At 73.3% G+C, this 25145-nt stretch carries 24 protein-coding genes and 2 pseudogenes; 12 read left to right on the top strand and 14 right to left on the bottom strand.

All coding sequences use genetic code 11. The features are described from left to right. The 5 genes and pseudogenes from Bequi_RS13010 to larB form a co-directional block, all read left to right on the top strand. A pseudogene (locus Bequi_RS13010) lies at positions 1-123 on the top strand (IS481 family transposase); the annotation flags it as partial. A gap of 633 nt (positions 124-756) precedes the next feature. Next, a pseudogene (locus Bequi_RS13015) lies at positions 757-951 on the top strand (dihydrodipicolinate synthase family protein); the annotation flags it as partial. 481 nt (positions 952-1432) lie between these two features. Further along, a complete protein-coding gene (locus tag Bequi_RS13020; protein ID WP_249738369.1) occupies positions 1433-2935 on the top strand; it encodes a lactate racemase domain-containing protein in 1503 nt (500 codons plus the stop codon). After that, the gene (gene larE / locus Bequi_RS13025) at positions 2932-3843 is read left to right on the top strand and encodes an ATP-dependent sacrificial sulfur transferase LarE (RefSeq protein WP_347272009.1); all 912 of its coding nucleotides are present in this window, start codon (positions 2932-2934) and stop codon (positions 3841-3843) included. The genes Bequi_RS13020 and larE overlap by 4 nt, the downstream gene beginning before the upstream one ends. Beyond that, the gene (larB, locus tag Bequi_RS13030) at positions 3836-4594 is read left to right on the top strand and encodes a nickel pincer cofactor biosynthesis protein LarB (RefSeq protein ID WP_249738370.1); all 759 of its coding nucleotides are present in this window, start codon (positions 3836-3838) and stop codon (positions 4592-4594) included. The genes larE and larB overlap by 8 nt, the downstream gene beginning before the upstream one ends. A gap of 218 nt (positions 4595-4812) precedes the next feature. Here larB and Bequi_RS13035 read toward each other — a convergent pair whose 3' ends face one another. Next, positions 4813-6285, bottom strand: a complete 1473-nt coding sequence (locus Bequi_RS13035; RefSeq protein ID WP_249738371.1) for a glycoside-pentoside-hexuronide (GPH):cation symporter — start codon at positions 6283-6285, stop codon at positions 4813-4815. Positions 6286-6500: 215 nt separating this feature from the next. Here Bequi_RS13035 and Bequi_RS13040 point away from each other — a divergent pair, with 215 nt between their 5' ends. Next, entirely contained in the window at positions 6501-7553 is a 1053-nt protein-coding gene (locus Bequi_RS13040) for a LacI family DNA-binding transcriptional regulator (protein ID WP_249738372.1), read from the top strand. A 21-nt stretch (positions 7554-7574) separates the two neighbouring features. On the opposite strand, the gene Bequi_RS13045 is transcribed toward Bequi_RS13040, so the two are convergent. The 5 genes from Bequi_RS13045 to Bequi_RS14465 all read right to left on the bottom strand — a co-directional run bounded on the left by Bequi_RS13045 (position 7575) and on the right by Bequi_RS14465 (position 11671). Continuing rightward, positions 7575-9065 (bottom strand): gluconokinase, encoded by a 1491-nt coding sequence (locus tag Bequi_RS13045; protein WP_249738373.1) that lies wholly within the window; start codon positions 9063-9065, stop codon positions 7575-7577. Between the two features lie 138 nt (positions 9066-9203). Then, complete coding sequence (locus tag Bequi_RS13050) at positions 9204-9956, bottom strand: hypothetical protein (protein WP_249738374.1); 753 nt, start codon at positions 9954-9956, stop codon at positions 9204-9206. Then, positions 9953-10837, bottom strand: a complete 885-nt coding sequence (locus Bequi_RS13055; RefSeq protein ID WP_249738375.1) for a hypothetical protein — start codon at positions 10835-10837, stop codon at positions 9953-9955. Before Bequi_RS13055 ends, Bequi_RS13050 begins: the two co-directional genes overlap by 4 nt. After that, on the bottom strand, positions 10834-11286 hold the full coding sequence (locus Bequi_RS13060; protein WP_249738376.1) for a VOC family protein: 453 nt from the start codon (positions 11284-11286) through the stop codon (positions 10834-10836). Before Bequi_RS13060 ends, Bequi_RS13055 begins: the two co-directional genes overlap by 4 nt. A gap of 52 nt (positions 11287-11338) precedes the next feature. After that, positions 11339-11671: a DUF3072 domain-containing protein gene (locus tag Bequi_RS14465; RefSeq protein WP_430623124.1), complete on the bottom strand. Its 333-nt coding sequence runs from the start codon at positions 11669-11671 to the stop codon at positions 11339-11341. A gap of 129 nt (positions 11672-11800) precedes the next feature. Between Bequi_RS14465 and Bequi_RS13070 the strand changes: the two genes are divergently transcribed. Genes Bequi_RS13070 through Bequi_RS13080 form a run of 3 tightly spaced genes read left to right on the top strand, consistent with a single transcriptional unit; the run spans position 11801 to position 13691 of the window. Continuing rightward, on the top strand, positions 11801-12595 hold the full coding sequence (locus Bequi_RS13070) for a glycerophosphodiester phosphodiesterase (protein WP_249738377.1): 795 nt from the start codon (positions 11801-11803) through the stop codon (positions 12593-12595). Continuing rightward, complete coding sequence (locus Bequi_RS13075) at positions 12592-13134, top strand: O-acetyl-ADP-ribose deacetylase (RefSeq protein WP_249738378.1); 543 nt, start codon at positions 12592-12594, stop codon at positions 13132-13134. Before Bequi_RS13070 ends, Bequi_RS13075 begins: the two co-directional genes overlap by 4 nt. Beyond that, complete coding sequence (locus Bequi_RS13080; RefSeq protein WP_249738379.1) at positions 13134-13691, top strand: TetR/AcrR family transcriptional regulator; 558 nt, start codon at positions 13134-13136, stop codon at positions 13689-13691. The genes Bequi_RS13075 and Bequi_RS13080 overlap by 1 nt, the downstream gene beginning before the upstream one ends. 10 nt (positions 13692-13701) lie before the next feature. Here Bequi_RS13080 and Bequi_RS13085 read toward each other — a convergent pair whose 3' ends face one another. Further along, positions 13702-14934, bottom strand: a complete 1233-nt coding sequence (locus tag Bequi_RS13085; protein WP_249738380.1) for an MFS transporter — start codon at positions 14932-14934, stop codon at positions 13702-13704. Between the two features lie 168 nt (positions 14935-15102). On the opposite strand from Bequi_RS13085, the gene gdhA reads away from it, so the two are divergent. Further along, on the top strand, positions 15103-16443 hold the full coding sequence (gdhA, locus tag Bequi_RS13090; RefSeq protein ID WP_249738381.1) for an NADP-specific glutamate dehydrogenase: 1341 nt from the start codon (positions 15103-15105) through the stop codon (positions 16441-16443). A gap of 94 nt (positions 16444-16537) precedes the next feature. On the opposite strand, the gene Bequi_RS13095 is transcribed toward gdhA, so the two are convergent. Together Bequi_RS13095 and Bequi_RS13100 are read right to left on the bottom strand one after the other, a co-directional pair. After that, positions 16538-17149, bottom strand: a complete 612-nt coding sequence (locus Bequi_RS13095; protein ID WP_249738382.1) for a hypothetical protein — start codon at positions 17147-17149, stop codon at positions 16538-16540. Between the two features lie 111 nt (positions 17150-17260). Further along, positions 17261-18349 (bottom strand): phosphotransferase, encoded by a 1089-nt coding sequence (locus Bequi_RS13100; RefSeq protein ID WP_249738383.1) that lies wholly within the window; start codon positions 18347-18349, stop codon positions 17261-17263. 36 nt (positions 18350-18385) lie between these two features. Between Bequi_RS13100 and Bequi_RS13105 the strand changes: the two genes are divergently transcribed. Beyond that, the gene (locus Bequi_RS13105) at positions 18386-19288 is read left to right on the top strand and encodes a sulfite exporter TauE/SafE family protein (protein WP_249738384.1); all 903 of its coding nucleotides are present in this window, start codon (positions 18386-18388) and stop codon (positions 19286-19288) included. Positions 19289-19309: 21 nt separating this feature from the next. Here Bequi_RS13105 and Bequi_RS13110 read toward each other — a convergent pair whose 3' ends face one another. The 5 genes from Bequi_RS13110 to Bequi_RS13130 form a co-directional block, all read right to left on the bottom strand. Beyond that, positions 19310-19750 carry a pyrimidine dimer DNA glycosylase/endonuclease V gene (locus Bequi_RS13110; RefSeq protein ID WP_249738385.1) on the bottom strand — a complete coding sequence of 147 codons (441 nt, stop codon included), beginning with the start codon at positions 19748-19750 and terminating at the stop codon, positions 19310-19312. A gap of 48 nt (positions 19751-19798) precedes the next feature. Beyond that, a complete protein-coding gene (locus tag Bequi_RS13115) occupies positions 19799-20785 on the bottom strand; it encodes a hypothetical protein (RefSeq protein WP_249738386.1) in 987 nt (328 codons plus the stop codon). Further along, positions 20772-21725 carry a hypothetical protein gene (locus tag Bequi_RS13120; RefSeq protein ID WP_249738387.1) on the bottom strand — a complete coding sequence of 318 codons (954 nt, stop codon included), beginning with the start codon at positions 21723-21725 and terminating at the stop codon, positions 20772-20774. Before Bequi_RS13120 ends, Bequi_RS13115 begins: the two co-directional genes overlap by 14 nt. A gap of 225 nt (positions 21726-21950) precedes the next feature. Continuing rightward, positions 21951-22574: a cysteine hydrolase family protein gene (locus Bequi_RS13125; protein ID WP_249738388.1), complete on the bottom strand. Its 624-nt coding sequence runs from the start codon at positions 22572-22574 to the stop codon at positions 21951-21953. Between the two features lie 38 nt (positions 22575-22612). Then, positions 22613-23686: a dioxygenase family protein gene (locus Bequi_RS13130; protein ID WP_249738389.1), complete on the bottom strand. Its 1074-nt coding sequence runs from the start codon at positions 23684-23686 to the stop codon at positions 22613-22615. 112 nt (positions 23687-23798) lie between these two features. Here Bequi_RS13130 and Bequi_RS13135 point away from each other — a divergent pair, with 112 nt between their 5' ends. Further along, the gene (locus Bequi_RS13135) at positions 23799-25133 is read left to right on the top strand and encodes an alpha/beta fold hydrolase (protein WP_249738390.1); all 1335 of its coding nucleotides are present in this window, start codon (positions 23799-23801) and stop codon (positions 25131-25133) included. The last annotated feature ends 12 nt before the right edge of the window (positions 25134-25145 follow it).

Raw genomic sequence — 25145 nt, forward strand, 5'->3', positions numbered from 1 at the left:
GCCGCGCTCGAGGTCTGGAACCTGCACTACAACTATCACCGTCCCCACGGCACGCACGGCGGACAACCGCCAGCTTCCGCGACGCCGGCACGTGTCAACAACGTCCTGGCCTCGTACAGCTAGCCGGAGCTTCCGCACGCCTACTCGCCAATCAGGACGCGACATCCGTAGAGAACCGAACCTCCCACACCCCATGAATCAGGGGGGCTAGTCTCAGAGCATGGTCCAGAACGTTCACCAGCGATACATCCATGCGAGCGTTGAAACGGTCGGAGAGCTGCTGGACTCCTTGTCGACCAAGCAGGACCGGCTGTGGCCGCGGGGACAATGGCCGTCGATGAGACTGGACAGGCCACTCGGCATCGGCGCATCTGGAGGGCACGGGCCCGTGCGCTATGCGGTGGACGCATATGAGCCAGGGCGATCCGTGAGGTTTCGATTCACTGGTCCATCGGGATTTCATGGCCATCACGCATTCACTGTGTCGGAGACCGCGGATGAGTCAGTTGTGTTGCTCAGGCATGAGTTGATGATGACCGTCACCGGGATGTCCAGAGCGACCTGGCCACTCTTTTTTCGGCCGCTACATGACGCTCTCATCGAAGAGAGCTTTGATCGCGCTGAGTCAGAGGCAGGCGATCCTCCGGAGGTTCCTGCCAAGCGCCCGTTATGGACGAGGACTCTTCGGCTTGTGGCGTCATTGCCGAAAGCCAGCCCGTCCGCGTGATCCATGCTGAACACAGGTGCGGAGCACAATTGACGACGTTGACCGGCCTCAGCGCCTTCCCTCTCACCCCTCTGTCGGACGACCATGTTGACGAGCGCGCGTTCGTCGGCCTCGTCGAGCGCCTTGCCGCGGCGGGCGTCGACTCGATCACTGCCCTGGGATCGACCGGTTCGTACGCTTACCTGAGCGCCGAGGAGCGGGCGCGGGTTTCTCGCCTAGCTGTTGCTGGCCATGAGGTTGTTGACGCTCGCGCCGCCAGCCCACCCCACGGCTCCCACAGCCCGCCGCTGCTGCCCCGCAGGTCAGCAGCAAACTCCTCGCTGTGAGAGCCGGTGACGTGGACTGGTCCACGCGACCGGCTCTGACACCGATGTTTCTGCGGAAGTCGAGCATGGGCCCGCCCGAGCCGGAGGTCGTGGCCCATCAGCCCTGAGGCGCAGGGTCCCGCCTCGCCCTTGCGTCGCCAACGCCTGTCTCCTCGGCCAGTGCCGGCAGCTCGCCGCCTCCGCTGGTCTCGGGCCAGCAGCAAAGTCGTCGGTGTCCGGGCCGGTCGCGTGCTTCAGTGCACGCGACCGGCCCGGACACCGACGTTTCTGCTGGCGTGGCGAGAGAAGCGGCGGGAAGGGGAGCAGATCCGCCTCGCTCCACCTCGGCAAACCCCGGCCTTTCCTTGCGCGCCACCGGCACCCGGGGCAGGCTTGCGCCATGAACGAGCCGATGACGTCCTCGCACCCCGATCCCGCCGCTGACCTCGCAGCCCAGCCGGCCGCCGAGACGGCCCAGCCGGCCGCCGAGACGGCCCCGCCGGAGACGGCTGTCGCCGCCGCTGGGGAGGACGCGCCCCCCGCCGCAGCAGAGGCAGCCCAGCCCGCAGGCCCGTCGGCCGACGCCCTGCAGGCCCCGCCCGTGAAGCCCATCCCCGAGGGCCTGGCGGAGTCCGCCGCGCTGATCGGCGGCCCGGAGGGCATCCTCAGCCAGGAGCAGATCGAGGACTTCGTGGCCGAGCAGCTCGGCGGCGCCGACATCGACGGCAAGAGCGTCTGCGTGATCGTGCCCGACGGCACGCGCTCCGTGCCGCTCGCCCGCGTGATGCCCTCGGTGCACAAGGCCCTCGCCGGCCGGGCCCGCTCGATCACCGTGCTCATCGCCCTCGGCACCCACGCGGCGATGGACGAGCCCGCGATCGCGAAGCTGCTGGGCTACGAGGCGGGGAAGCTCCACGAGACCTACCCCGAGTTCGAGGTCGTCAACCACGCGTGGGACGACGAGTCGCAGATCGCCGACCTCGGCGAGATCTCCGCGGAGCGCATCACCGAGCTCAGCGGCGGCCTGCTGAACGACACCCCGATGCGCGTGCAGATCAACCGCCTGTGCGTGGAGAGCGACGTGAACCTCGTGGTCGGCCCCGTGTTCCCCCACGAGGTGGTCGGCTTCTCGGGCGGCAACAAGTACTTCTTCCCGGGCTGCTCGGTGCACGACGTCATCGACATCTCGCACTGGGTGGGCGCGCTCATCACCGCGAGCCGCATCATCGGGGCGCTCGGCATCACGCCGGTGCGCGAGCTGATCGACGCCGCCACCGACCTGATCGATGCGGAGAAGCTGTGCCTGGCGATGGTCTCGCAGGGCTCGAGCGAGCTGTACGCGATGAGCTTCGGCTCCACGCAGGCCGCCTGGGCCGCATGTGCGAAGATCGCCGCCCACACCCACATCGAGTACGACGAGAAGCCGTACCAGCGCATCATCGCGGTGATGCCGGAGATGTACGAGGACATCTGGACCGGCGCGAAGGGCTTCTACAAGCTCGAGCCCGTGTGCGCCGACGGCGGCGAGGTCATCATCTACGCCCCGCACATCACCGAGGTCGCCGAGATGCACCCCGGTCTGCGCGATATCGGCTACCACAACATCGAGTACTTCACGAAGCAGTGGGACCGCTTCGGCACCCACGCCTGGGGCGAGCTCGCGCACTCCACGCACGTGACGGGCCTCGGCACCTACGACCCCGAGACGGGGGAGGAGAAGAACCGCGTGCGCCGCTCCTTTGCGACGCGGATCCCGAAGGAGGTGTGCGAGGCGTACAACGTCACCTACGTCGACCCCGACTCCCTCGACCTCGACGCGCTGCGCAAGGATCCCGACACCCTCGTGGTCGACCACGCGGGCGAGACCCTCCACCGCCTCGTGAGCGAGAAGCAGGGCCTGTGAGCGCTTCCGCGCCGGCAGCCCCTGCCCGCACATCCCCGGAGGCCCGCATGACACCGGAGGCGCTCGCGGGCGACGCAGCGCAGTGGGCCGACGCCGTCGGCGCGCAGCTCGCGGGCATCGGGCGCCTCGGCGTCGCGTATTCGGGGGGCGTGGACTCCGCGACCCTGCTCGCGCTCGCCGTGCGCACCCTCGGCCCGGACCGCGTGGTCGCGCTGCTGGGCGTCTCGCCGTCCCTCGCGAAGCGCGAGCGCGTGCTCGCCCATCAGGTCGCCGCGGTGATCGGGGCCGAGGTGCTGGAGGTGGCGACACACGAGGGCGAGCAGGCCGACTACGTGAAGAACGACGTCGACCGCTGCTACCACTGCAAGAACGAGCTGTTCACGCAGATCGACGCGACGGTCGCCGCTTCCCACGACCTCGACGCGATCGCCTACGGGGAGAACGCCGACGACGCCGAGCGGCCCGACCGCCCGGGCGCGGGCGCCGCGAGCGAGCACAGCGTGCTGCGCCCCCTCGCGGACGCCGGTCTCACGAAGGCCCAGGTCAGAGAGGTCGCCCGGGCGCTCTCCCTGCCCGTGGCCGACAAGCCCGCTTCCCCGTGCCTCGCCTCGCGCATCCCTCATGGCGAGGAGGTCACGCCCGAGAAGCTCGCCCAGGTCGAGGAGCTCGAGGCGGCGATCATCGACGCCGGCTTCAGCGACTGCCGCGTGCGCCATCACGGCGAGACCGCCCGCATCGAGCTGCTGGTCGCCGAGCTGCCGCGCGCGGTCGCCCCTGGCACCCGCGAGCAGCTGCTGCGCGCCGGGAAGGCCGCGGGTTTCCGCCGCACGGTCATCGACCTCGCCGGCATGCAGTCGGGCGCGTTCACGCTGCAGATCCTCAACGCCCGGGGCAGTCTCGATGGCTGACGGCCGCATCGACGGCCTCGTGACCCTGGACCTCGATCGCGCGCGCCGCCGCGGCGCCCCGGAGGCCGTGCTGTGCGATTCGAAGTCGGTCGCGCAGGTCAGCGCGATCGCCGCCGAGTACGCGCGACTGATCGCCGCCGCGACGCCCGCTGCCGACGGCGCCCCTGCCGACGGCGCCGGCCCTGACGGCGCCGGCCGCTCTCCCGCGCCCCTCGGCCCGATCCTCTTCACCCGCGCCGACCCAGACCGCGCCGCCGCGATCCTCGCTCACCTCCCGGACGCGCTCTGGGACGAGGAGGCCCGCCTGCTCGCCTGGCCCGCGGAGCCGCCCGCCCCGACCGGGGGCCTCGTGATCGTGGCGTGCGCCGGCACCAGCGACCTGGGCGCCGCGCGCGAGGCAGAGCTGACCGCCCGGCATCTCGGCCGCCCGACCCGCCTCATCGCCGACATCGGCATCGCCGGGCTGCAGCGGCTCCTGGACCGTCTCCCTGAGCTGCGCGAGGCCGCCTGCGTGGTGGTCGCCGCGGGCATGGACGGCGCCCTGCCGACGGTCATCGCCGGCCAGATCGCCGCTCCCGTCGTCGCCCTGCCGACGTCCGTCGGCTACGGCGTCGCCGCCGGAGGCGTGACGGCCGCTCTCACGATGCTCTCTGGCTGCGCGCCGGGCATCGGGGTCGTCAACATCGACAACGGCTACGGCGCCGGGCACCTCGCCGCGCAGATCGCCCGCTGGGCGCCCGGCCCCGCCTGACCCTCCCGCTTGCCCCAGGGCCGACGGGCCGACGGGCCGACGGGCCCTCGGGCCGCGGGGCCGAACCATCCCCGTCGGCCCTGCGGCGCCCCCGCCGGCTGCGCCGCCCCGCCCCGCCCCGCGGCGCGCCTCGCGCCAGCCCGGAGCCGGAGGAAGCCCCCGTGCCGCAGCACGGGGGCTTCCTTCATGCACGCTGCCGGAGCAGCGGGGAGAGCGGATCAGACGCGGGGAGCGCCTGCGCCCGCCTCTGCGAGGCGCGCGGCCTCGTGGCGCTCCTGCAGGTCCTCGACCATCCCGGCGAAGGACTTCTCCGTGATGGGGTAGAACCACATGATGCACGCGGAGATGACGCACATGAGGGCGGGCAGGCCTGCCATCACGAGGGTCAGACCGAACTGCACGTGGTCCGAGGAGTTGTTCGCGAGGGCCTCGTCGGAGGAGCCCGACATGAAGCCGAACCAGCCGATGAACGCGATCGAGAGGAAGCGGCCGAGGGCCTGGCTGCACTTGCGGAAGAAGGAGAACACCGAGTAGGTGGCGCCCTCAGCGCGGTCGTGGTTCTTCCACTCGCCGTACTCCACGGTGTCGCCCTCGAGGGCCCACATGAGCGTGCCGGGCAGTGCCAGGCCGAGGCTCAGGATGAAGTAGGAGACGAGCGCGAGCGGGAAGGCGATCCCGCCGAGGAACAGCAGGCCGAGGCCGCCGAGCAGGCCGATGGCGCAGCCGAGGATGTAGCCCTTGCGCTTGCCGATGGTGCGGATGACGGTCGGCGCGAAGGGCGCGACGATCAGGTTCGCGGAGACGCCGGCGAGGGTCAGCCAGATGAACAGGGTCGGATCGCCGAGCACGAAGGCCGTGTAGAACGCGGCCACGGCCTGCATGCCGTACATGCCGCCGAGCAGCGTCACCGCGGCGAGGCAGAGGAACAGCAGCGGGCGGTTGTTGGTGATGACCTGCACGGACTGCGTGACCGTCAGCTTCGGGTTCTCGCGGAACACGCGCTCGCGCACGCCGAAGAAGGTGGTCAGGAACAGCGCCATGCCGAGGAACACGAAGCAGATGGCGGTGATGGTCATCGAGTGCTGCAGCGCCTCGGCGTCGCCCTGGTGCTGCTTGATCTGGGGCGAGATGACGAGCACGAGCAGCAGGGTGATGATCTGGCCGCCGTAGGTGCGGGCTGCGCCGAGCTTGCCGCGGTCGGCCGCGTTCTGCGTGATCGCAGGTGCGAGCGAGCCGTAGGGGATGTTGATCATCGAGTAGCAGAAGCCCCAGACGGCGTAGATGCCGGCTGCGAGCAGGGCGGTGGTGGTCTTGTCGCCCACGTGGGGGATCGAGAACAGCAGCACCGTGAAGATCAGCAGCGGGAGGCTGCCGAAGAGGATGAAGGGGCGGAACTTGCCCCAGCGGGTCATCGTGGCGTCCACGATGCGACCGGCGATGACATCTGCGACGGCGTCCCACAGGAGGACGACCAGCGAGATGGTCGCGACGGTGCTGGCCTCGAGGCCGAGGACCGTCACGAAGTACAGGGGGAGGAAGTTGCCGGCCATCGCGAATGCGACGTTGCAACCGGCATCGCCAGCGCCGTAGGCGAACACCTGCTTGAACGAGAGGCGCTTGGTGGCCTCTCGCGGATCAGGGTGGGCGGCCTTCAGCGCTTCGGCCTCTGCGGACAGGGCGGAATCACTCATTGCATCTCCTTCGATGTAGGCAACGGGCCCCTCCTGTCGCCAGGCCCGACGTGCTGTATCGCACATGGGTGGCCGTCGCACTTGAAGTCTGAACCCATCCTGATTGTCCGATCCTCTGTTGCCACGGGTTGTTTCCTGGCAGGATATGCAGGTGGCGCAGTGCCGCGCACGCACGGGGGAGCGGATTCCTGCGCGCTGGGGTGAATGGAGTTGCAGTGAACGGACATGTGACGATCTACGACGTGGCGCGAGAGGTGGGCTGCGCGCCCAGCACGGTCTCCCGCGCCTTCTCCCGCCCCGGCCGCGTCTCCGCCGCGACCCACGCGAAGGTGATGGACGCGGCGAAGCGTCTGGGCTACCGCACGCAGGCGCCCGACATGCAGGAGCGCTCCTCCCGCGAGCAGCTGCGCCTGGGCATCACGGCCCCCGACCTCACCAACCCGTTCTTCGCCGAGCTCCTCTCCGGCATGCAGGAGGCCGCGCACTCCTCGGACTACCTGCCGATCCTCCTGGACTCCTCGGAGGATCAGGCGCGCGAGCGCGAGGCGCTGGAGCGCTCCCTCGACGTGGTCGACGGGATCGTGCTCGCGGGCACCCGGCTGCCCGATGCGACCCTCCTGCAGATCGCCAAGCGCGTGCCGCTGCTCGTGCTGAACCGGCGGGTCGCGGGGCTCGACTCGATCACGCCCGACTACGAGTACGGCATGCAGCAGGCGATGGCGCATCTCGCGGAGCAGGACATCCGGGTCGTCACCTATGTGGCGGGCCCCGAGACGTCGTGGTCCGACGGGGAGCGCTGGCGGGCCGCCCGCAAGTCGGCGGCCGCCCATGGCATCCGCGCGCATCGCATCGGGCCCTTCCCTCCGACCTCCCGCGGGGGCGAGACCGCTTTCGCGCAGATGTGGGCGGGACTGGACGGGCAGGCGGGGCTGCGCGGCGCTGCGGGGCTTCCCGACGCCGTGATCTGCTACAACGACCTCCAGGCGCTCGGGCTGCTGGTCTCCGCGCTGCGCGCCGGGGTGAGGGTCCCCCAGGAGATGGCGGTGGTCGGCCACGACGACATCCCGCTCGCGCGCCTGGTCGGCAACGGCCTCACCACGATCGCCACGCCCAAGCGCGAGCAGGGCCGAGCGGCGATCGAGCGCATCGTACGCCGGCTGAAGTCGCCCTCCTCGGTGAAGGGGCCGATGGTGGGCTCGCTGCCGGTGCGACTGGTGGTGCGCGGCAGCACCCGCACGATGCGGATGCGCCCGGCTCAGGAGGCCTGAGCCGGGCGCATCCGGCGCCGCTCAGGCGACGTCGGCGAGGATCTCGAAGCGCGCGAGGCGCTCGCGGTAGTAGTCGGCGTGCGCGGGGTTCGGCTCGACGATCCGCTGCACGGGGATCTCGGCGAGATCCCCGGCCGGGTCGATCTGCTCGAGCGCGAGCACGGCCGATCCGCGCATCGTGGATCGGGAGATCGCGACGTGCTCGATGGGCTTCTGGAGCGCGTCGGCGAGGATCTGCAGCCACGCGGGCACCGCGCCCGTCATGCCGCCCGAGAGCACCACGCGCTCGGGCTGACCGGCGACCTCGATCAGCTGATCGGCCATGCGCATGTAGCTCAGCGCCAGCCCCTCGAAGGAGCCGCGCAGGAGATCCTCCGCGGTGGTCGAGGCGGAGACGCCCGCGAAGACTGCGCGCGCGCTGTCGCGCCACTTCGTGCCCCGCTCCCCGGAGAGGAACGGCACCACCAGCGGGATGCCCGCGGTCGGGTCGGCCGTGAAGATGCGCGCGGTGTCGATCTCGGCGACGTCCTGCGGGAGCTTGAACTGGTTGCGCGCGAAGTCGAGCACGCGGCCGCAGTCGCTCATCGCAGAGCCGGTGAGGGTGCGGTGCGCGTCCACGCGGTACGCCCACAGGCCCCCGGGCAGCTTGGTCATCTCGGTGTCGACGAGCTGGCGGATCGCGCCGGAGGTCGCGGTGGAGATGCCCCAGATGCCGGGGCCGAACGCGCCGATGCCGATATTGGCCGTGAGCCCGTCGCCGACGACCGGCACCCAGACCGCATCCGCGAGCTCGGGCAGGCGCTGCGCGAGCGGGGTGCCGCTGATCGGCACGACCTCGGAGGGGTCCGACGGGTTCGTCAGCTGGTCGGCGCGCACGCCCGCCACCTCCAGCAGCTCCGGCACGTACTCGCCGGTGCGGCGGTCGATGAGCCCGCCCCAGGCGGCCGACGCGGTGCCGAGGACGGGCTTCCCGAGGAGCTTGAAGGCGACGTACTCGCCGAGCGCCATGAAGCGGTGCGCGCGGCCGAAGATGTCGGGGTGCTCCTCGCGCAGCCACCGCAGCCGGGGCGCGTTGTACGAGGAGTGGATGCGCGCGCCCGTGCGCTCGTGCAGGGAGATGCCGTCGAGCTCGGCGCGCAGGGCGTCGGCCTGGCGGTGGCAGCGGGTGTCGGCGTAGGTGATGCAGGGGGTGAGCGCGTTCCCGGCCTCGTCGACGACCACGAGGGAGGAGGCGAAGGTGTCGAAGCCGATCGCCTTCACGGACCCGGCGGGCGCCTCGGCGAGGACCGCCTGCATCGCCTCGCACAGCTCCTCGACGATCTGGTCGGCGTCGATGGTGCTGGTGCCGTCGGCGCGGGCGTCGAAGAGGTGGGGCACCTTGTGATGGCCCTTGCCGACCTCGCGGCCGGAGCCGTCGTAGAGGCCCGCCCGGGATCCGCCGGAGCCGACGTCGAGCCCCAGCACGAAGGGGCCGACGGCATCCTCGAGGGATGTGGCGAAGCGCGGTTTCATGGGATCCTCCTGTGTTCGGCGTCACGGCTCGGCGTTCGGCCCAGGATACGGAGCAACCGGGCGCCCATGCGCGCCATCCTGCCTGTTGCCACGCCGATCAGGCCTGCTGCCGGGCGGTTCAGCCCCGCTGCCGCCTGCTCAGCTCTGCACCACGCCCTCCAGGCGCAGCAGGATGATCGCGCCAGCGCCCCGGGTGAGAGGCGCCCCCGCCGCGACCGGGGACTCCGCACCGTCCGCCGCCGGCAGCAGCCCCGGCGCCGGAAGCAGCCCCGCCGCGGCGAGCCACGCCAGCGGCGCGGGGTCGGCCGGAACGGGGATGCCGAATCCCGCCCGCTCCAGCCGCGCATCGAGCAGGCCGCGGAGGATCCCCGCCGCATCGCCGAGGGTCGCCTCGCTCTCGCCGCGGAATCGCAGCGCACCATCGCCCCAGTCGGCCGCCTGCGCATGGAGCCACCGGCAGGCGGCGCGCGCCTCCTCGCCCTCCGGCAGGTCGGTGTAGGAGGGGAACTCGGGCAGAGGCCCCGGGGAGCCGGCGAAGCGGTGCAGGGCCAGGGCGAGCTCCTCTCGCGAGAGGAGCTCGCCCGGTGCGAAGACACCGGGTGCGAGAGGGGCGAGGGTGCCCAGCTCGGCGGCGCGCTCCACCGCCCGGCGCAGCTCGCCGCTCGGGGCGTCGCGGAAGGCGGGGGCGGGAGCGGTCACCGCGGGAGGGACCGGATCGGGGTCGGGCGCGGCGGCGGGCTCGCCCCTGCTGAGCCGGGCCAGCGGCAGTCCGATCCAGGCGGCGAGGACGGCCACGGGCAGCAGGGCCGACGCGCGAGCGGCCCCGCCGAGCACGCTGCGCCGGCGCGGGGCGCGCCGCTGAGGCCGGCGGCCGTGGGGAGGCGCGCTCACAGCCAGCCCACTTCCTGCATGCGCCGCTGCAGCGCGTCGAGCACGAGGAGGTTGCCCCAGCCGTTCAGGTGGGTGCCGTCGCTGCCGACGAGCAGGGGCGGGGTGGTGGCGTCCGCCAGGGCGGAGCGGGTGCCGGGATCCTCGGGGATCCCGGCAGCCGCGAGGGGCGCGATGGCCAGGGAGGCGGGGTCTCGCAGCGCCGCGCCGACGTCGAGGAACCGGTCGCCGCACTCCGCGGCGAGCGCCTCGCGCAGCGCGGCCATGGCCTCGCCGCGGGCGCTGCCGGTGCCGTCCGCGGGGGTCGCCCAGGGGCCGAGCACGAGGGTGTCGCCGGTCGGGCCTGCGACCGCCGCCCGCAGTGCGCGGATGTGCGCGAGCACGGTGTCGGTCTCGAGGATGTTGTTCTTCCCGGTCCACACGACGTGCCGCCAGGTGCGGGTGCGCGCGCCGAGGGACGAGGTGAAGGTGCCCTCCTGGACGATCGCCGCGGGGTCCGCGGGAGTGAAGCGGAACGCGCCGAGCGCGCAGTCCAGGGTGCCGACCACGGGCCCGATGGTCCCGGGGATCTCCAGGCCCGGTCGCGGCGGCAGGTACGGGTCCAGCGCGACGACGACGGGGCCGGGCCCCTCTGCCTCCGGGGTCGCGAGGGGGGTGAGCACTGCGCGCTGCAGCGCGGTGTGCCAGCTGGTCGTGCCGCCGAGGGCGAAGCTCTCCACGGGAGCGGACCAGAAGGCGGCACCGAGCTGCTCGTGGAAACGGATCGGCAGCGGCGTGCCCTCGTGGCCGAGGCCCGAGGCCATCGAGGAGGAGCCCCACAGGGCGAGCCCGGGCGCGGGTTCCGGGGGAGCGAGGAACGCCGCGCCTGCGGGACTCCCGGTCATCCCTCCCGGCCGTGCCCCGGGCCGGGGACGACGAGCGCGAATAGCACGCCGTAGCGGTCCTTCACCTGGCCGTAGTGGTCGCCCCACGGGGCGAGCTCGATGGGCATCGCGAGCTCCCCGCCTGCAGCGATGATCCGCTCGGCGAGGTCCTTCGCCTCCTGGACGTCCTCCATGCCGATGAGGAAGGAGTAGACGTCGGAGGCGAGGGGCTGGGGCCCCGCGCCGTGGCAGCCCTCCCCGAAGGAGTCGCCGCCGGCGAGGGTCACGAGCCCGCCCTCGAGCTGCGCGTGCGCGACCGCATCGCCCGGCACCTCGAAGGGAAACGAGGAGGTGTCGAAGTCGCGGTAGCGGGTGAGCATCAGCTCGCCCCCGAACAGCTCGCGGTAGTGGTCGAAGGCCTCCGCCGCGGTGCCGGGGAAGGCGATGTAGGGCGAGAACTGAGGAGCCACGAGGAGCCTCCGGGTGTCAGGGGGACGCGTCGGCCGCCACTCTAGCCCTCGCTCAGCTCCCGCTGGCGCCCTTCAGCCGGTCGATGTGCTCGGAGGCCTCGGCCTTCGTCAGATCCGCCGGGAGCACCTCTCCGGCTTCGCGGGCGAGGGTGTCGAGATAGGACTTCTGGGACTCGGTCATCGGGTCGTCCCCGCTGACCCACTCGGAGGGGTCCTTCTCCAGGGCCGAGTCGCCGGAGGCGGCGCCGGTGGCTCCGATGGTCTCCTGGCCGGGCTCCACGGGAACGGGCTGCGCGGGCTGGGCGGGGGCGGAGGGATCGGTGCCGGCGCCGGGGGCGTCGGCGACGGGGAACGGCTGGGTGGGATTCTGGTCGTTGTCGGTCATGCTCCGATCGTAAGCAGGGCCACCCCCGAACGAGCTGGACGGTGAACAGCGGGCGACCTCCGGGGGACGACTGCGCCTCGCCGCCTGCCTGAGTCGCGCCCGGGGCCGCCCGACGCGCACGATGAGGGCATGGACTTCACTCCCGAGATCGTCGGCCATCGCGGCGCCGCCCTCCTCGAGCCTGAGAACACTCTCGCGGCGTTCCGGCGCGGCGTGGCCGACGGCGCCGCGGCCATCGAGTGCGACGTGCATCTGAGCCGCGACGGGCACGTGGTCGTCATGCACGACGAGACGATCGATCGCACGGCCGCGCCGCACAGCCCCCGCCGCCGGGGCGCGATCGCCGACCTCACCCGCGCCGAGCTCGACGAGGTGCTCCTGCCCGGCGATCAGCGCGTCCCCTCGCTCGCCGAGTTCCTCGACGTCGCCACTGCGGGCACCCCTGAACTCGGACCGGCCGGGGTGCTCGTCGAAGTGAAGGCGCCCGAGGCGGCCCGAGAGGTCGCCCGCCAGCTGCGCGAGCGCTTCGGCGCCAGCCCCGAGCCGCTGCGGGGCGGGACCCCGCCGGCCGTCGTCATCTCCTTCCACCCCGAGGCGCTCGCCGCCGTGCGCGAGGAGGCCCCGGAGATCCCGATCGGGTACCTCGTGAACTTCTCGGGAGGCGCGACCGAGCGGATCCTGCGGGAGCTGCGCGCGGAGCGGCTGTGCATGAGCATCCGCGGCGCTGATCGGGCCGACGCCCAGCTCGCCGCGCGCGCGGGCGCTTCCTTCCACGTGTGGACGGTCAACACCGCGAAGCAGATCACGAAGGCGCTCGCCGCGGGAGCCGCGTCGATCACGACGGATGATCCCGCGTGGGCGGCCTCCGAGGTCGCCTGGCAGCGCGAGAACCTCTCGATCCGGGTCGCTACGCTCGCCCCATGAGCTCCGATCCGCACGACCGGCCCGTCCTCATCACCCTGCACCGCGGCGACATCACGCGCGACGGCGAGGTCGACGCGATCGTGAACGCCGCGAACACCTCGCTGCTGGGGGGCGGAGGCGTGGACGGAGCGATCCACCGCGCCGCCGGCAAGGGCCTGCTCGCCGAGTGCCGTGACCTGCACGGATGCGAGACCGGGGACGCGAAGATCACCGGCGGCCACGACCTGCCCGCCGCGCACGTGATCCACACCGTCGGCCCCGTCTGGGCGAAGACCAAGGCCGAGGAGAAGGACGCACTGCTCGCCTCCTGCTACCGCCGCAGCCTCGAGGTGCTGCGCGAGAACGGGCTCGCCCGCATCGCGTTCCCCTCGATCTCCACCGGGGTCTACCGCTTCCCCGTGGACCGCGCCGCCGCGATCGCGATCCGCACGCTGCGCGAGAGCGCCGCGGAGCTCGGCGGGGTGGAGGAGGTCCGCTTCTGGCTGTTCGACGACGCCACCTTCGCCGCCTACGAGACGGCGCTCGCGGAGTCCGAGTGATGGCGGCCCGTCCGCGCCGCCACGACCCGGAGCGCCGCGACCGCATCATCGACGCGTGCCTCGACGTGATCGCCGAGCACGGGGTGGCCGGCACCTCGCACCGTCGCGTCGCCGCCGCGGCCGACGTCCCGCTGGGGTCGATGACCTACCACTTCGAGGGCATGGACGCCCTGCTCCACGAGGCGTTCTCGCGTTTCGCCGACGACACCGCTGCGAAGGTCGAGCGGCGCATGGAGAGGGTCACGGATCGCGAGGGCGCGCTCGAGGCGTTCACCGCGAACATCGAGCAGGACGTCCTCACCACGGACCGCGATCTCGTGCTCACCCTCGAGCTCTACACACTCGCCGCGCGCCGCCCCGCCTTCCGCGATCTCACGAGCCGCTGGATGACCCGCACCCGCGCGACCCTCGAGCCCTTCGTCGATCCGCGCACGGCGCAGCTGCTGGACGCGATGAACGAGGGGCTGACGATCCACCGGGCGCTGCACGTCGAGCCGGTCGCGCCGGGCCTCGCGCAGGACGCGGTGGAGCGGCTCGCAGGGGAGAGGGGGGACTGAAGATCGCTTCTCAGGCGCCCCCAGCCTCCGGCGAACCCTCCGCCTCCCGCCCCTTCAGCACCCCCGCGAGCACCACGACCGCGAGCCCGGCCAGCGGCACCACCAGCAGTCCGACGCGCAGCGAGGCGGCGTCGGCCACGAGACCGACGATCGGCGGGGACAGCAGGAACCCGAGGCGCATCAGCCACGAGACGATCGTGAGGCCGGTGCCCGGCTTCAGCCCCGGCAGCGCGTCGGCCTCGCCCATCGCGGCGGGGACCAGGGTCGCGGAGCCGAACCCGGCGGCGGCTAAGCCGAGCAGCATGCCCGGCACCGTCGGCCAGGCGAGCGCGAGGCCCATGCCGAGGGCGATGACCGCGCCGCCCGTACGGGCGACGGCCCGCTGCCCGAAGCGGTCCACGAGGCGGTCGCCGATGAGGCGGCCGGCGAACTGCGCGCCCACCAGGGCGATGAACCCATAGGCCGCCAGCGCCGCAGGGGCGCCGAGGTCCCGCGAGAGGAAGAGGGTCGCCCAGGAGTTGCCGGCGTCCTCCACGAGCGCGCCCGCCATCGCGATCGTGACCAGGGCGAGCAGCATCGCGAGCGTGCGCCCGGCGAGCCGGCGCGGAGCCGCGGCAGCGCTCGCCGCGGGATCGGCAGCGCCCCCGTCCTCGGCGTCACCGTCGGCCCCGGGGAGCGTGAAGCGGAGGGCGAGGAGCGCGATCACCGCGAACAGCGCCGCCGAGATGCCGAGGTGCACGGCGAGCGGGAGGTGCAGGGCGATCGCGGCGGCGGCCATGGTGCCGCCGAGCACCGCGCCGATCGACCACACGGCGTGGAAGCCGTTGAGGATGGAGCGCCGATAGGCGCGCTGCACCCGCAGGCCGTGCGCGTTCTGCGCGACGTCGGTGATGGCGTCGAACCCGCCCGCCAGCAGCAGCGCGATCGCGAGCAGCGGGGCCGACGGCGCGAAGGCCACGCACAGCAGGCCGAGCGAGGTGAGCAGGGTGCCGGCCACGGCCGCGCGCCCGGAGCCGAGGCGCCGGATCGCGGGGCCGGCGGCGAGGCCGGCGAGGATCGCCCCGGCCGGGAACGCGGCGATGGCCAGGCCGTACGTGGAGTTCGCGAGGCCCAGGGATGCCTTGATCTCGGGGTAGCGGGGCAGCACGTTGGCGAGCAGCGCGCCGTTGGTGAGGAACAGGGCGCCGACGGCCCAGCGCGCGCGGCGCAGAGCGGGGGCGGGAGCCGGGTCGGAGATCGACATGCGTACGATCGTACACAACGGCGAGGGTGCCAGCGTGTGCGCTCGGCGACATCCGTGGGCTGGGCGCAGAGAGTCCACCCCTCGAACACCCCGTGACCACTCCTCGGACGCCCCCGTACCCTGGCGGTGCGCCGCTCGTGCGCCCTATGCACTCTGGGAAGGACCGCCATGCTCGACAGCACGCTGCAGGAGACCTACGACATCGTTCTGCGCCGCAACCCCGGGGAGCCGGAGTTCCACCAGGCGCTGCGCGAGGTCTTCGACTCCCTGGAGGTCCTCCAGGATCGTCACCCCGAGTACAAGGACCAGGGCATCATCACCCGCCTGTGCGAGCCCGAGCGCCAGATCATCTTCCGGGTCCCGTGGGTGGACGACAAGGGAACGGTGCAGGTCAACCGTGGTTTCCGCGTCGAGTACAACTCGGCGCTCGGCCCGTACAAGGGCGGCCTGCGCTTCCACAAGTCCGTGAACCTGGGCATCGTGAAGTTCCTCGGCTTCGAGCAGATCTTCAAGAACTCCCTGACCGGCCTGCCCATCGGCGGCGGCAAGGGCGGCTCCGACTTCGACCCGCACGGCAAGTCCGACGCCGAGGTCATGCGCTTCTGCCAGTCCTTCATGACCGAGCTGCACCGCCACATCGGCGAGTACACCGACGTGCCCGCCGGCGACATCGGCGTGGGCGCCCGCGAGATCGGCTACCTCTTCGGCCAGTTCAAGCGCCTCACCAACCGCTACGAGGCGGGCGTCCTGACGGGCAAGGGCCTGGACTGGGGCGGATCGCTCGTGCGCAAGGAGGCCACCGGCTACGGCGCGACCATCTTCGCCGACGAGATGCTCAAGGCCCGCGGCGAGTCCTTCGACGGCAAGCGCGTGGCGGTCTCCGGCTCCGGCAACGTCGCGATCTACGCGATCGAGAAGGTCACCCAGCTCGGCGGCCTCGCGGTCACCGCCTCGGACTCCTCGGGCTACGTGGTCGACGACAAGGGCATCGACCTCGAGCTGCTCCAGCAGATCAAGGAGGTCGAGCGCGGGCGCATCTCCGACTACGCCGATCGCCGCGACTCCGCGACCTTCGTCTCCGGCGGCTCCGTGTGGGACGTCCCCGTCGCGGTCGCCCTGCCCTGCGCGACCCAGAACGAGCTCGACGCCGATGCGGCCAAGACCCTCATCGGCAACGGCGTCCTCGCAGTCTCCGAGGGCGCGAACATGCCCTGCACCCCGGATGCCGTGAGCCTGTTCCGCGAGGCCGGCGTGTCCTTCGGCCCCGGCAAGGCCGCGAACGCCGGCGGCGTGGCGACCTCGGCCCTCGAGATGCAGCAGAACGCCTCGCGCGACGCCTGGACCTTCGAGTACACCGAGAAGCGCCTCACCGACATCATGGTGAACATCCACCGCACCTGCCTCGAGACGGCCGAGGAGTACGGCCGCCCGGGTGACTACGTGGTGGGCGCGAACGTCGCGGGCTTCCGCAAGGTGGCCGACGCGATGATCGCCTTCGGCGTCATCTGAGCCGACAGCAGCGAGAACGAGGGCCGCTCCCGGATCTCCGGGGGCGGCCCTCGTGCGCTGTCCGCGGCGCTGGGCGCCGAGCTGGCGCGGGTGCTCAGCCCTGCAGCGCGGCCGCCGAGAGCTGGTTCGCGAAGGCGACGACGTCGGCGAGCGGGATCTGGTCGGACTCGGCACTGATGCTCAGCGCCTTGTCCCCCTCGACCGCGAGGTAGCAGGTCGGCACACCGGCGCCGTTCCGGCCGCAGGTGCCGGTGCCCGCCGGCTTGTTCTCCGTGGCGATGTCCTCCGCCAGCGGCCCTGCCGGCGTGTCCATGATGCGGGCGTTGACGTTGATGTTCCTCCCCTCGGCATCGCCGTAGGAGGTGAAGTACTCGTCGCTCTGGACCTTGATCCGGTCGCCGACGCTGTCGGGGAGCGTCTCGCCCACGGTCGCCGGGAGCACGGCGCCCGCGGCCGCGGGACCCGGATCAGCCGCGGGCGCCGCAGCGGAGGTCGGCGCCGCAGAGCGCGTGGTGCCGACGCTCGGATGCTCGCGGGTCGGCGCGGCGCTCGAGGGCGTGGCCGACGCGCTCGGCGCGGCAGCGGAGGTCGTGGCGGTCTCAGCAGCGGTGGTCTGCTCGGCGGCGCTGTCGCCGCCGCACGCCGTCAGCAGCACGGCGGCGAGGGGGAGGGAGAGCGCGGTCAGGAGGGCGCGGCTGGAGCGCATGGCGGGGCCTTTCGGTGCGGGTGGGGGCGGTTTCGTCCAGTATGCCGGAAGGCGTCGGCCATCCGGAACCGGGGCTATCTCCCTCTTCGCTTCGTGCGTGTCAGGGCGGCGTCACACGGCTAGGCGTCGGGCGAGGGAGTCGCGCAGAACCGGCAGCGCGTCCCGGTGGACGGCCTCGCCCCGCTGCGCCCGCTCCGCGACCGCGAGCAGCATCGCGGTCTTCTCGTACACCTCCCACGCATCGCGCCGGATCCGCAGGGCTCGCTCGTCGATCACCACCGTGGGGTCGAGCTCCCGCACCGCCTCGACGTAGCGACCCAGCAGCTCCTCGATCCCTCCCTCGGAGAGCGGGACGTACCAGGGATCGCAGTGCACGGCGCCGCCGATGATCGCGAGGTCCCGGGCGCGGTCGTCGGCCTGCGCCCACTCGAAGTCGATGGGGCGGGGCACGCCGCGGGCATCCCACACGACGTTCGTCGCGCACAGGTCGCCGTGCGCGAGCACGAACTCCTCCAGCGCCCCCATCAGCGGCTCGGCAGTCTCGACCTCCGCGCGCGCCGCGGCCATGATCTCCGCGATGCGGGGATCCTCGGCGATGCGCGGCCGACGGGCGCGCGCGGCGCCGAACACCGCATCGACGTCCTCCAGCAGCGACATGCCGCTCGGGGCAGCAGGCGTCTCGGGCCCTGCAGGCGCGGCGCCGACGACGGTCAGCGCCCCCCGCACGGGGAAGCGGCGCTGGTGGATCCGCGCGATGAGGCGCGCGTGCGCGGCGAGATGGTCCTGCGTCCAGTCCGACGGCGCCAGCGCGCGCCCCGGCACCCAGCTGGTCACGGCGAAAGGACGGCCGAGCGCGCTGCGCCGGGCCTCGGGCTCGACGTGCACGCCGACGGGCCCGCCGGCAGCCCGGGGCAGGAGCCGCAGCGCCGCCGCCTCCTCGCGCAGGGACGCGGGCAGGGCCTCGAGATCCTCGCCCTGGCGTGCGACGCGCACGGCCAGCGGCCCGCAACCGTCCCCCGCCTCGAGCCGCCACACGAGGAAGTGCTCACCGGATCCGGCGAAGTCGAGGGCGGCGGGCTCCGGGCGGGCCTGCTGCCCCGTCAGCGCTCCGCTGCTCCAGGCGGCGCGCAGCTGCGCTTCCAGGAGCGGATCGGGGGCGGCCTCGCGGGCCGGGGCGCGGTCCTCGCCGGTGGTGGACATGGGGGCCAGCCTAAGCGCGATGCCTACGATGACCTGATGGATCTTCTCGCTCTCGCCCTCGTGATCGGCCTGGCCACGGGCATCGTGGTCGGCGCGCTGGGAGCGGGCGGCGGCATCCTCGCGGTCCCCGTGCTCGTCTACCTGCTCGGCCAGGAGCCCCACGCGGCGGCCGCCTCGAGCCTCGTGATCGTGGCGCTGACGGCGATCGTCAGCCTGCGCCATCACGCCCGCGCGGGGAACATCGACTGGCGCGCGGGCGGGGTCTTCGGCGCGGTCTCGGTAGTGGGAGCGGTGGCCGGGTCGCGGCTCTCCCTGCTGGTGCCCTCCCCGCTGCTGATGCTGCTGTTCGGCGCGATGCTGGCGGCCGTCGCCGTCGTGATGGCCCGCAGCGGGATCCGTGCGCGGCGTAGGGAGACGGCTGCGCTGCGCCCCGCGACCTCCGAGCCTCCGGCGGCGTCCCGGCGGGCGGATGCGGTCGCGGCCCGACGCGCGGATCCGGTGGCCGCCCGACCCGCGGAGCCGTCGGCCGCGGCCGAGGGGATCGCGGTCCCGATGCCCCCGCGCGCTTCCCCCTCCTGGCCGCAGCTGATCGCCGCCGCGACGGCGACGGGCCTGCTCACGGGCTTCTTCGGCGTGGGCGGCGGGTTCATCGTGGTGCCGATGCTGGTGCTGCTGGGCCTGGCGATGCGCCGCGCCTCCGGCACGAGCCTGCTGATCATGATCATCGCGAGCGCCGTCAGCCTGCTGGCGCGCATCGGGACCCCGGTCGTGATCGACTGGCGGATCACGCTGCTGTTCGCGGGTGCCGCGATGCTCGGCGGGCTGCTCGGCGGACCGCTCTCGGCGAAGGCCCGCCCGTCCACGCTCACCCTCTGCTTCGCCGCCCTGCTGGGCGCCGTCGCCATCGGCACGCTGATCGAGGTGCTCGCGGTCGGCTGAGCGCCCGCTCGACCTGTCTGCTCAGCCCCGCTCCCAGTCCTCCACTCCGCCCGGCTCCACCCGCAGCAGCGGGTGCGCGGGCGGGACCTCGCCCGGGGCGGGGAGCGCGGCAGCCGCCTCCGGTGCGCGCGCGGCGCACTTGCGGCGCAGGTGCTCGAGCTCGAACAGGAGCTGCCCCTCGGTGACGGGGATGCGCTCCGGGCCGTCGGCCCTCTCGGGCGCGCGGATGCGCGACGCGTCGAAGCGGTAGCCCCGGCCCGTCGCCTCCTCCTGCAGGGCGCGCAGGTAGGCGCCGATGGCCGCCATCGGATCCGCGTGCGCGGCGAACCGCTGCAGCTGCGGGTGGCTGCGGTAGCCGGTGGTCTCGCCCGCCAGGACCTTCTGCGCCAACAGCGCCTCGCGCCACCCGGCCACGAGCCCCGCGCGGTCCAGGAGACGGGGGTGGAGGCTCCAGATTCTCATCGCTCCAGCATCGCAGAGCCTGCAGCGACCCGGCATCCCCAGCAGCCGTCAGAACGCGAGCGGCGTGCCCCGCTCCCAGGTCACGGCGGCGAGACCGGCGTCGATCTCGCTGAGCACGCAGTGCCCGGTGGTCTCCAGGGGCCGGCCGAACTCGTCCTTGCCGTCGAACTGGTCCTGCTGGTCCGCGCGCGCCCATTCGCGGCGCAGGCGGAAGCGATGGGTGGGCGCATCGTGCGTCACGCGGGCGCTGAGCACGCCCGTCGGCGCGAAGGAGAGCACGTGCAGCGTGCCGTGCGCGGGATCGGCGGCGCGGACCGGGATCGAGAAGGTCGCGAAGCAGGGCTCCGCCGCCTCGAGCGGGCGCGGGAAGGTGAGCTCGATGGCCGCGAGGCCGCCGCGCGCCCGCACCGCCCGCGTGATGGCGACGCCCTCGGCGCGGAACAGCTCGGGATCGAAGGGCTCGGCGGCGCCGCCCGCGAAGCCCGCGCCCTGCGGGTCTCCTGAACCCTGCGCGTTCCCCTCGCCCTGCACCGCGTCCGCGCGGCACTCGAGATCCACGACGAGCATGACCCGCTGCGCCCCGTCGTGCACGGCCCGGGCGACCAGCGTGTGCACGAGCTCCCCGGTGCCGTCGGCCCCGAGGTGCAGGTCGGCGCCGAGGAAGATGCGGTCGGCGGCGACCGCCGAGTCGTGGCCCCACTCGCGCCGCAGGTCCATGAGGGCATCGAGATCGGCCCCGCTGAGCGGTCCGATCCCGCTGCGCAGCTGCGGCCGGGCGGCGGATTCGAGGTGGCGCTGCAGCAGCCCGCTGCCGAGTCCCAGGATGATCTCGAGCTCCCGCACGGCCTCGAAGGAGGCGCGGCGCGAGGGCTCCGTGCTGCCGCTCAGCCAGGAGCGCAGCGTGGGCGCCGAGACGGGGGAGGGGGCCTGGCGGCTGGCGGCGGCGAGCCGGCCCAGCGTCCATCCGCCCTGCACCATCGCCGACTGGAGGGCGCGTGCGAACGCGCCGGTCTTCTCGTCCTCAGTGGCCTGCATCCTCGCCCTCCCAGTCCCACTGCGCCATGATCCCGCCGGTCTCGAGGTGCGTCGCCGACAGCACGAGCGAGCTGCCCTGCAGGCGCACCGGCAGCGGCGGCCCGGAGGGATGGGCGGCGTCGGCCCCGGTCACCGCGTGCAGCCGCCGCGGGGGCGAGACGGGATCGAAGTCGATCCGCACGGACATCTGCCCGACGGGCACGGACGTGAGGCGCTCGTAGCGGCCCTCGGCCCCGCCGAGCGGCTGGGGATCGCCCTCGGGCACCGCATCCCACGAGACCGCCACGGTCTCGCCGCGGTGCAGGGGCGAGGCGAGCACGAGCTCGGCGACCGCGCAGCCGGCGGACTCCACGAGGCGCTCGCGCCCGAGCCGCACGCCGCTGCGCGGGAGCAGCCGCACCATCTGCGGGACGCCGCTGCTGTCTCGATAGCCGTAGGAGGCGGTGATGAAGCGGTCCACGCCCTCGCGCATCGCGCGCAGCACGAGCGTGCACCGGGAGCCGACGAAGCGGTTCTCGGCGTCGACCCGCACGGTCTCGAAGAACGCGACCTGCTGGGTCTCCTGCGCGGGGCTGACCCCGAAGTCGGCGCGGGCCTGCGCGAGCTCCTGGCCGACGGCGATGCCGGTGGTGCGGGGCTGATCCTGGCTCCACCAGCGGGCCGTCCCCTTGGGGACGGGGTGCTCGGCGGTCATCAGGTAGCCCGTCGGCGTCTCGAGGATCTCCTCGAGGGCGGCGACGGCGCGCAGGCCCTCGCGGCGCTGGGGCCGGGTGCGCTCGTTGCGCCAGAGGCTGAGGGTGGAGGCGGAGCAGGAGATGCCGAGCTCCGCGAGGCGCAGGCTCAGGCGCTGCAGGCCGAGGCCGCGCCGCCGGATCGCGGCGTCGAGCCGCGTGGAGAACGGGCCCTCGGGAAGGTCCGCGGGTGTGCGGGCAGGATCCACGTCCTCTTCTCCTTCTCCGGATCCGCCCGGGGTCCCGACCGGCCCAGAGGCAGGGCCGGGTGTGGACGGTGACTGCTTCGAAGGGCAGAACGGATGGCCGTGCACGCGGACGCTGGGCGCAAGGCTAGACCCTCCAGCCCCTCGCCCGCGCACGACCTGCAGGGATAGTGCTGGTAGCCGTGCGCCAAGTTATGAGACCTCCGCCGGGCTGCCCGGCTGCGGGGCTCAGGGCTCCAGGCCTCCCGGCTCCAGGATCTCCGCCGTCTGCACGATGCTGATCTGCGGCGCGAAGAGCCCCATGACCTGCATCGCCGCTGCGCCATCGGTCGAGGTGGAAGGCGCGCAGGCGTCCTGCGCCACGCGGATCCGCATCCCGGCATCGGCCGCCGCCAGCGCTGTGGCGATGACGCAGCAGTCCGTCGAGACGCCCGTGAGGATCAGGTCAACTGTTTCACCCGGGGCCGCTCCCACGGCGGCGGCGAGGGCGGGCCCCCACTTCCCGAACGTGGGCTCCTCCACCAGCGGATGCGCCGTGAGCCCCTCCGCTGCCGGGACCAGGTCGTACAGCGGATCGCTCGCGGGCACGTCCGCGAAGGGCCACGCCCGGAAGTAGTCGCCCCAGGCGGTGGCGCGGTCGGCCGTCGGCAGCCAGCGCGTCACGATCGTCCGCTCGGGGCCGACGTGCGCCGCGAGCGCGGCGATCCTCTCCATCGCCTCCCCGAAGAAGGGGGAGGCCCAGTCGGAGGCGGGATCGGCGAAGATCCGCTGCGGGTCGATGACGACGAGCCAGGGATCGGCGGCCGGGGCGGGCTCAGGGGCGGGGGCGGGGGATGCGGTCTGCGCGCTCATGCGCACACCGTAGCCCCCGCCGCCTGCAGTCCGTGCCCTCAGCGCGAGGCGGGAGGCGAGGGCGGAGTGCCGCCGTCCGACGGACCGCCTCCGCTCGGGGGCTGTCCGCCGGCCCCGGGACCGCCGCTGCCTCCCGGGCCGCCGCCGTCGCTCGCCCCGCCGCCGGCGGGCGCGGCCCCCATCGACGTGCCGGGATCGGTCTCCGGGTCGATCGCGACGGGGAGGCTGATCGCCCAGCCGGTCGCGGTGTCCCCGTCGGCAGAGCCGAGCTGCAGCTCCCCGCCGTCGTCCCCGAAGACGTTGTCGGTGGCGAGCGTGATCTGCGCGAGGTTCTCGGCGCTGCCGTCGTAGGCGGGCAGCGCGTACACGCTCTCGCAGACGTCCTGCGGCAGGGCGACCTGGGAGGTAGCGAGGATGCTCGAGTAGTCGGTGATCGAGGCGGCGTCGGGGTAGACCTCGAAGTGGATGTGGGGCCAGCGGCCCGAGTAGCAGCCCGGGAAGATCGAGGTGAACTCCACCGTGCCGTCGGCATCCGCGATCTGCACGCCGCGCAGGTAGTTCTCGTTCTCGAGCCCGGTCGAGTACAGCGAGTACTCGCCGCCGGCATTGCAGTGCCAGACGTACACCGCGGCCCCCTCGTACGGGGCATTGCCGTCGGCGAGGTTCGTGAGGGTGAGGGTCAGGGTCATCGGCACGCCCTCTGCACTCGCGCTGCCGGTCCCGAAGCTCGAGCGGATGTCGCTGCGCACGATCCCCGACTCGGTCAGCACGTTCACGCCGTTGGTGCCGTCGGCCGGATAGGGGCCGTTGGTCTCCTCGGGGATCTCCCCGGTGCTGGCGGTCGCGGTCCCGTCGGACGCCCCGCCGTCCGACGCGCTGTCGGTGGAGGCATCGGTGCTGCCGTCCGTTCCGCAGGCGGCGAGGCCGACGGCAAGCGCGGTCGCGCCGATCCCGCCGAGCGCGCCGCGGCGGCTGAGGAGGGTGGTGATGTCGAAGGCGGCGCCCTGGTCGACCAGGGGCTCGTCCTGGTGGGCGAGCGTGCGGCTCTGGTAGGCGAGCTCGCCGGAGGCGGTGCGCTCAAGGCGCGGATCGGAAGGCTGGTGCGTGGTCATGGCAGGAGGCTACGAGGCCCGCCCCATGCCGGAGCCAGGCGTCTGCTGTGCACGGGCTGTGCGCTGCGGGCGGCGGCTTTGTCGAGGATCGCGCGGCGCTTACGGTGGGTCCATGAGCACCGCCGGCCGGCCCCAGAGCAGCACGCCCGAGCCCCGCCCCCACCCGGGCGGCCGCCTCCTCCCCGGGGGGCGAGCCGGCCGCCGCGCCCGTGCGCTCGCCGCGCGCGAGGCACGCACCCTCGACCGCCCGATCGGCGCAGGTCGCCCCGGCTCCTTCCCGCTGACGTGGCTGCGCACTGGGCCGACGGGACTGCGCACCCGCCCTGGCTCCCGGAAGGGACCGGCGGGCCTGCCGATCCTCGTGATCCCCGGCGGCCCGGGCATGGCCTCGGCCCTGCTCTACCGCGGCTTCCGCCGCCGCGCCGCCGCCCGCGGCCTCGACGTGATCATGGTCGAGCATCGCGGCGTCGGCCTCTCACGGCGCGACGCGCAGGGCCGCGACCTGCCGCGGGAGGCCGTGACCCTCGAGGCCGCCGCGGCCGACCTCGCCGCGGTGCTCGATGCCGCCGGCGCGGAGCAGGCGGTGGTCGTCGGCTCCTCCTACGGCACCTATCTCGCGCAGCTGCTCGCCGTGCGCCACCCGGAGCGGGTCGCGGCGCTCGTGCTGGACTCCCCGATCCTGTCGGTCGAAGGCGATCTCGCAATGACTCGCGCGCACCGCCGCGCGCTCCTGTGGGAGGGGGAGGACCAGACGACCGCGCACCTCGCCGCCCTGGTGCGCGCCCAGGCGGGCCGCGGGGAGCCGATGCCCGTGCTCACCCAGGTGGTGGCGACGGTCTACGAGTTCTGCGGGCCGGAGGTGCTCGAACGGCTCCTGCGGGCCCGCGCCCGGGGCCGCCTCTCGCGGCTGTGGGACCTGCTCGCCCAGCTCGGCACCGCAGAGATCGGCACTGCGGAGAGCGCCGGCACGACCTTCCCCTTCGTGCTCGAGCCTGATCTCGTCGAGGGCATCGCCTACGGAGAGCTCGGCTACGCCCTCCCGCCCGACGGCGGCCCGCTCGATCCCCAGCTCCTGTTCGCCCTCGTCGCGCACCGCGTGCCGCCGTTCCGCGGCGAGCCGGTCGATCTGCGGACGGAGGCGCCCCGCTACGGCTTCCCGACGCTCGTGCTCTCCGGCGACCGCGACCTGCGCACCCCGCGCCCCATCGCCCGCGCCCTCGCCGGGCTCGCCCCCCGCGGGATGCTCCTGGAGCTCGCGCGCACGGGCCACAGCGTCCTGGACACGCACCAGGAGGCCCTGCTCGAGATCATGGCTCTCGCGGCGTCCGGGCAGATCGAGCAGGCTCCCGACCGGGCGGCCGCGCTCGCCGATCTGCCCCGCCGGGGCATCAGCCCCGACGTCGGCGCCCTGCTCTCGGCGGTGATCCGGGCCGCGACGCGGCGGTGAGGCTTCTGCCCC

The organism is Brachybacterium equifaecis, from assembly GCF_023509525.1.
In the GTDB taxonomy this organism is placed as follows: Bacteria; Actinomycetota; Actinomycetes; order Actinomycetales; family Dermabacteraceae; genus Brachybacterium; species Brachybacterium equifaecis.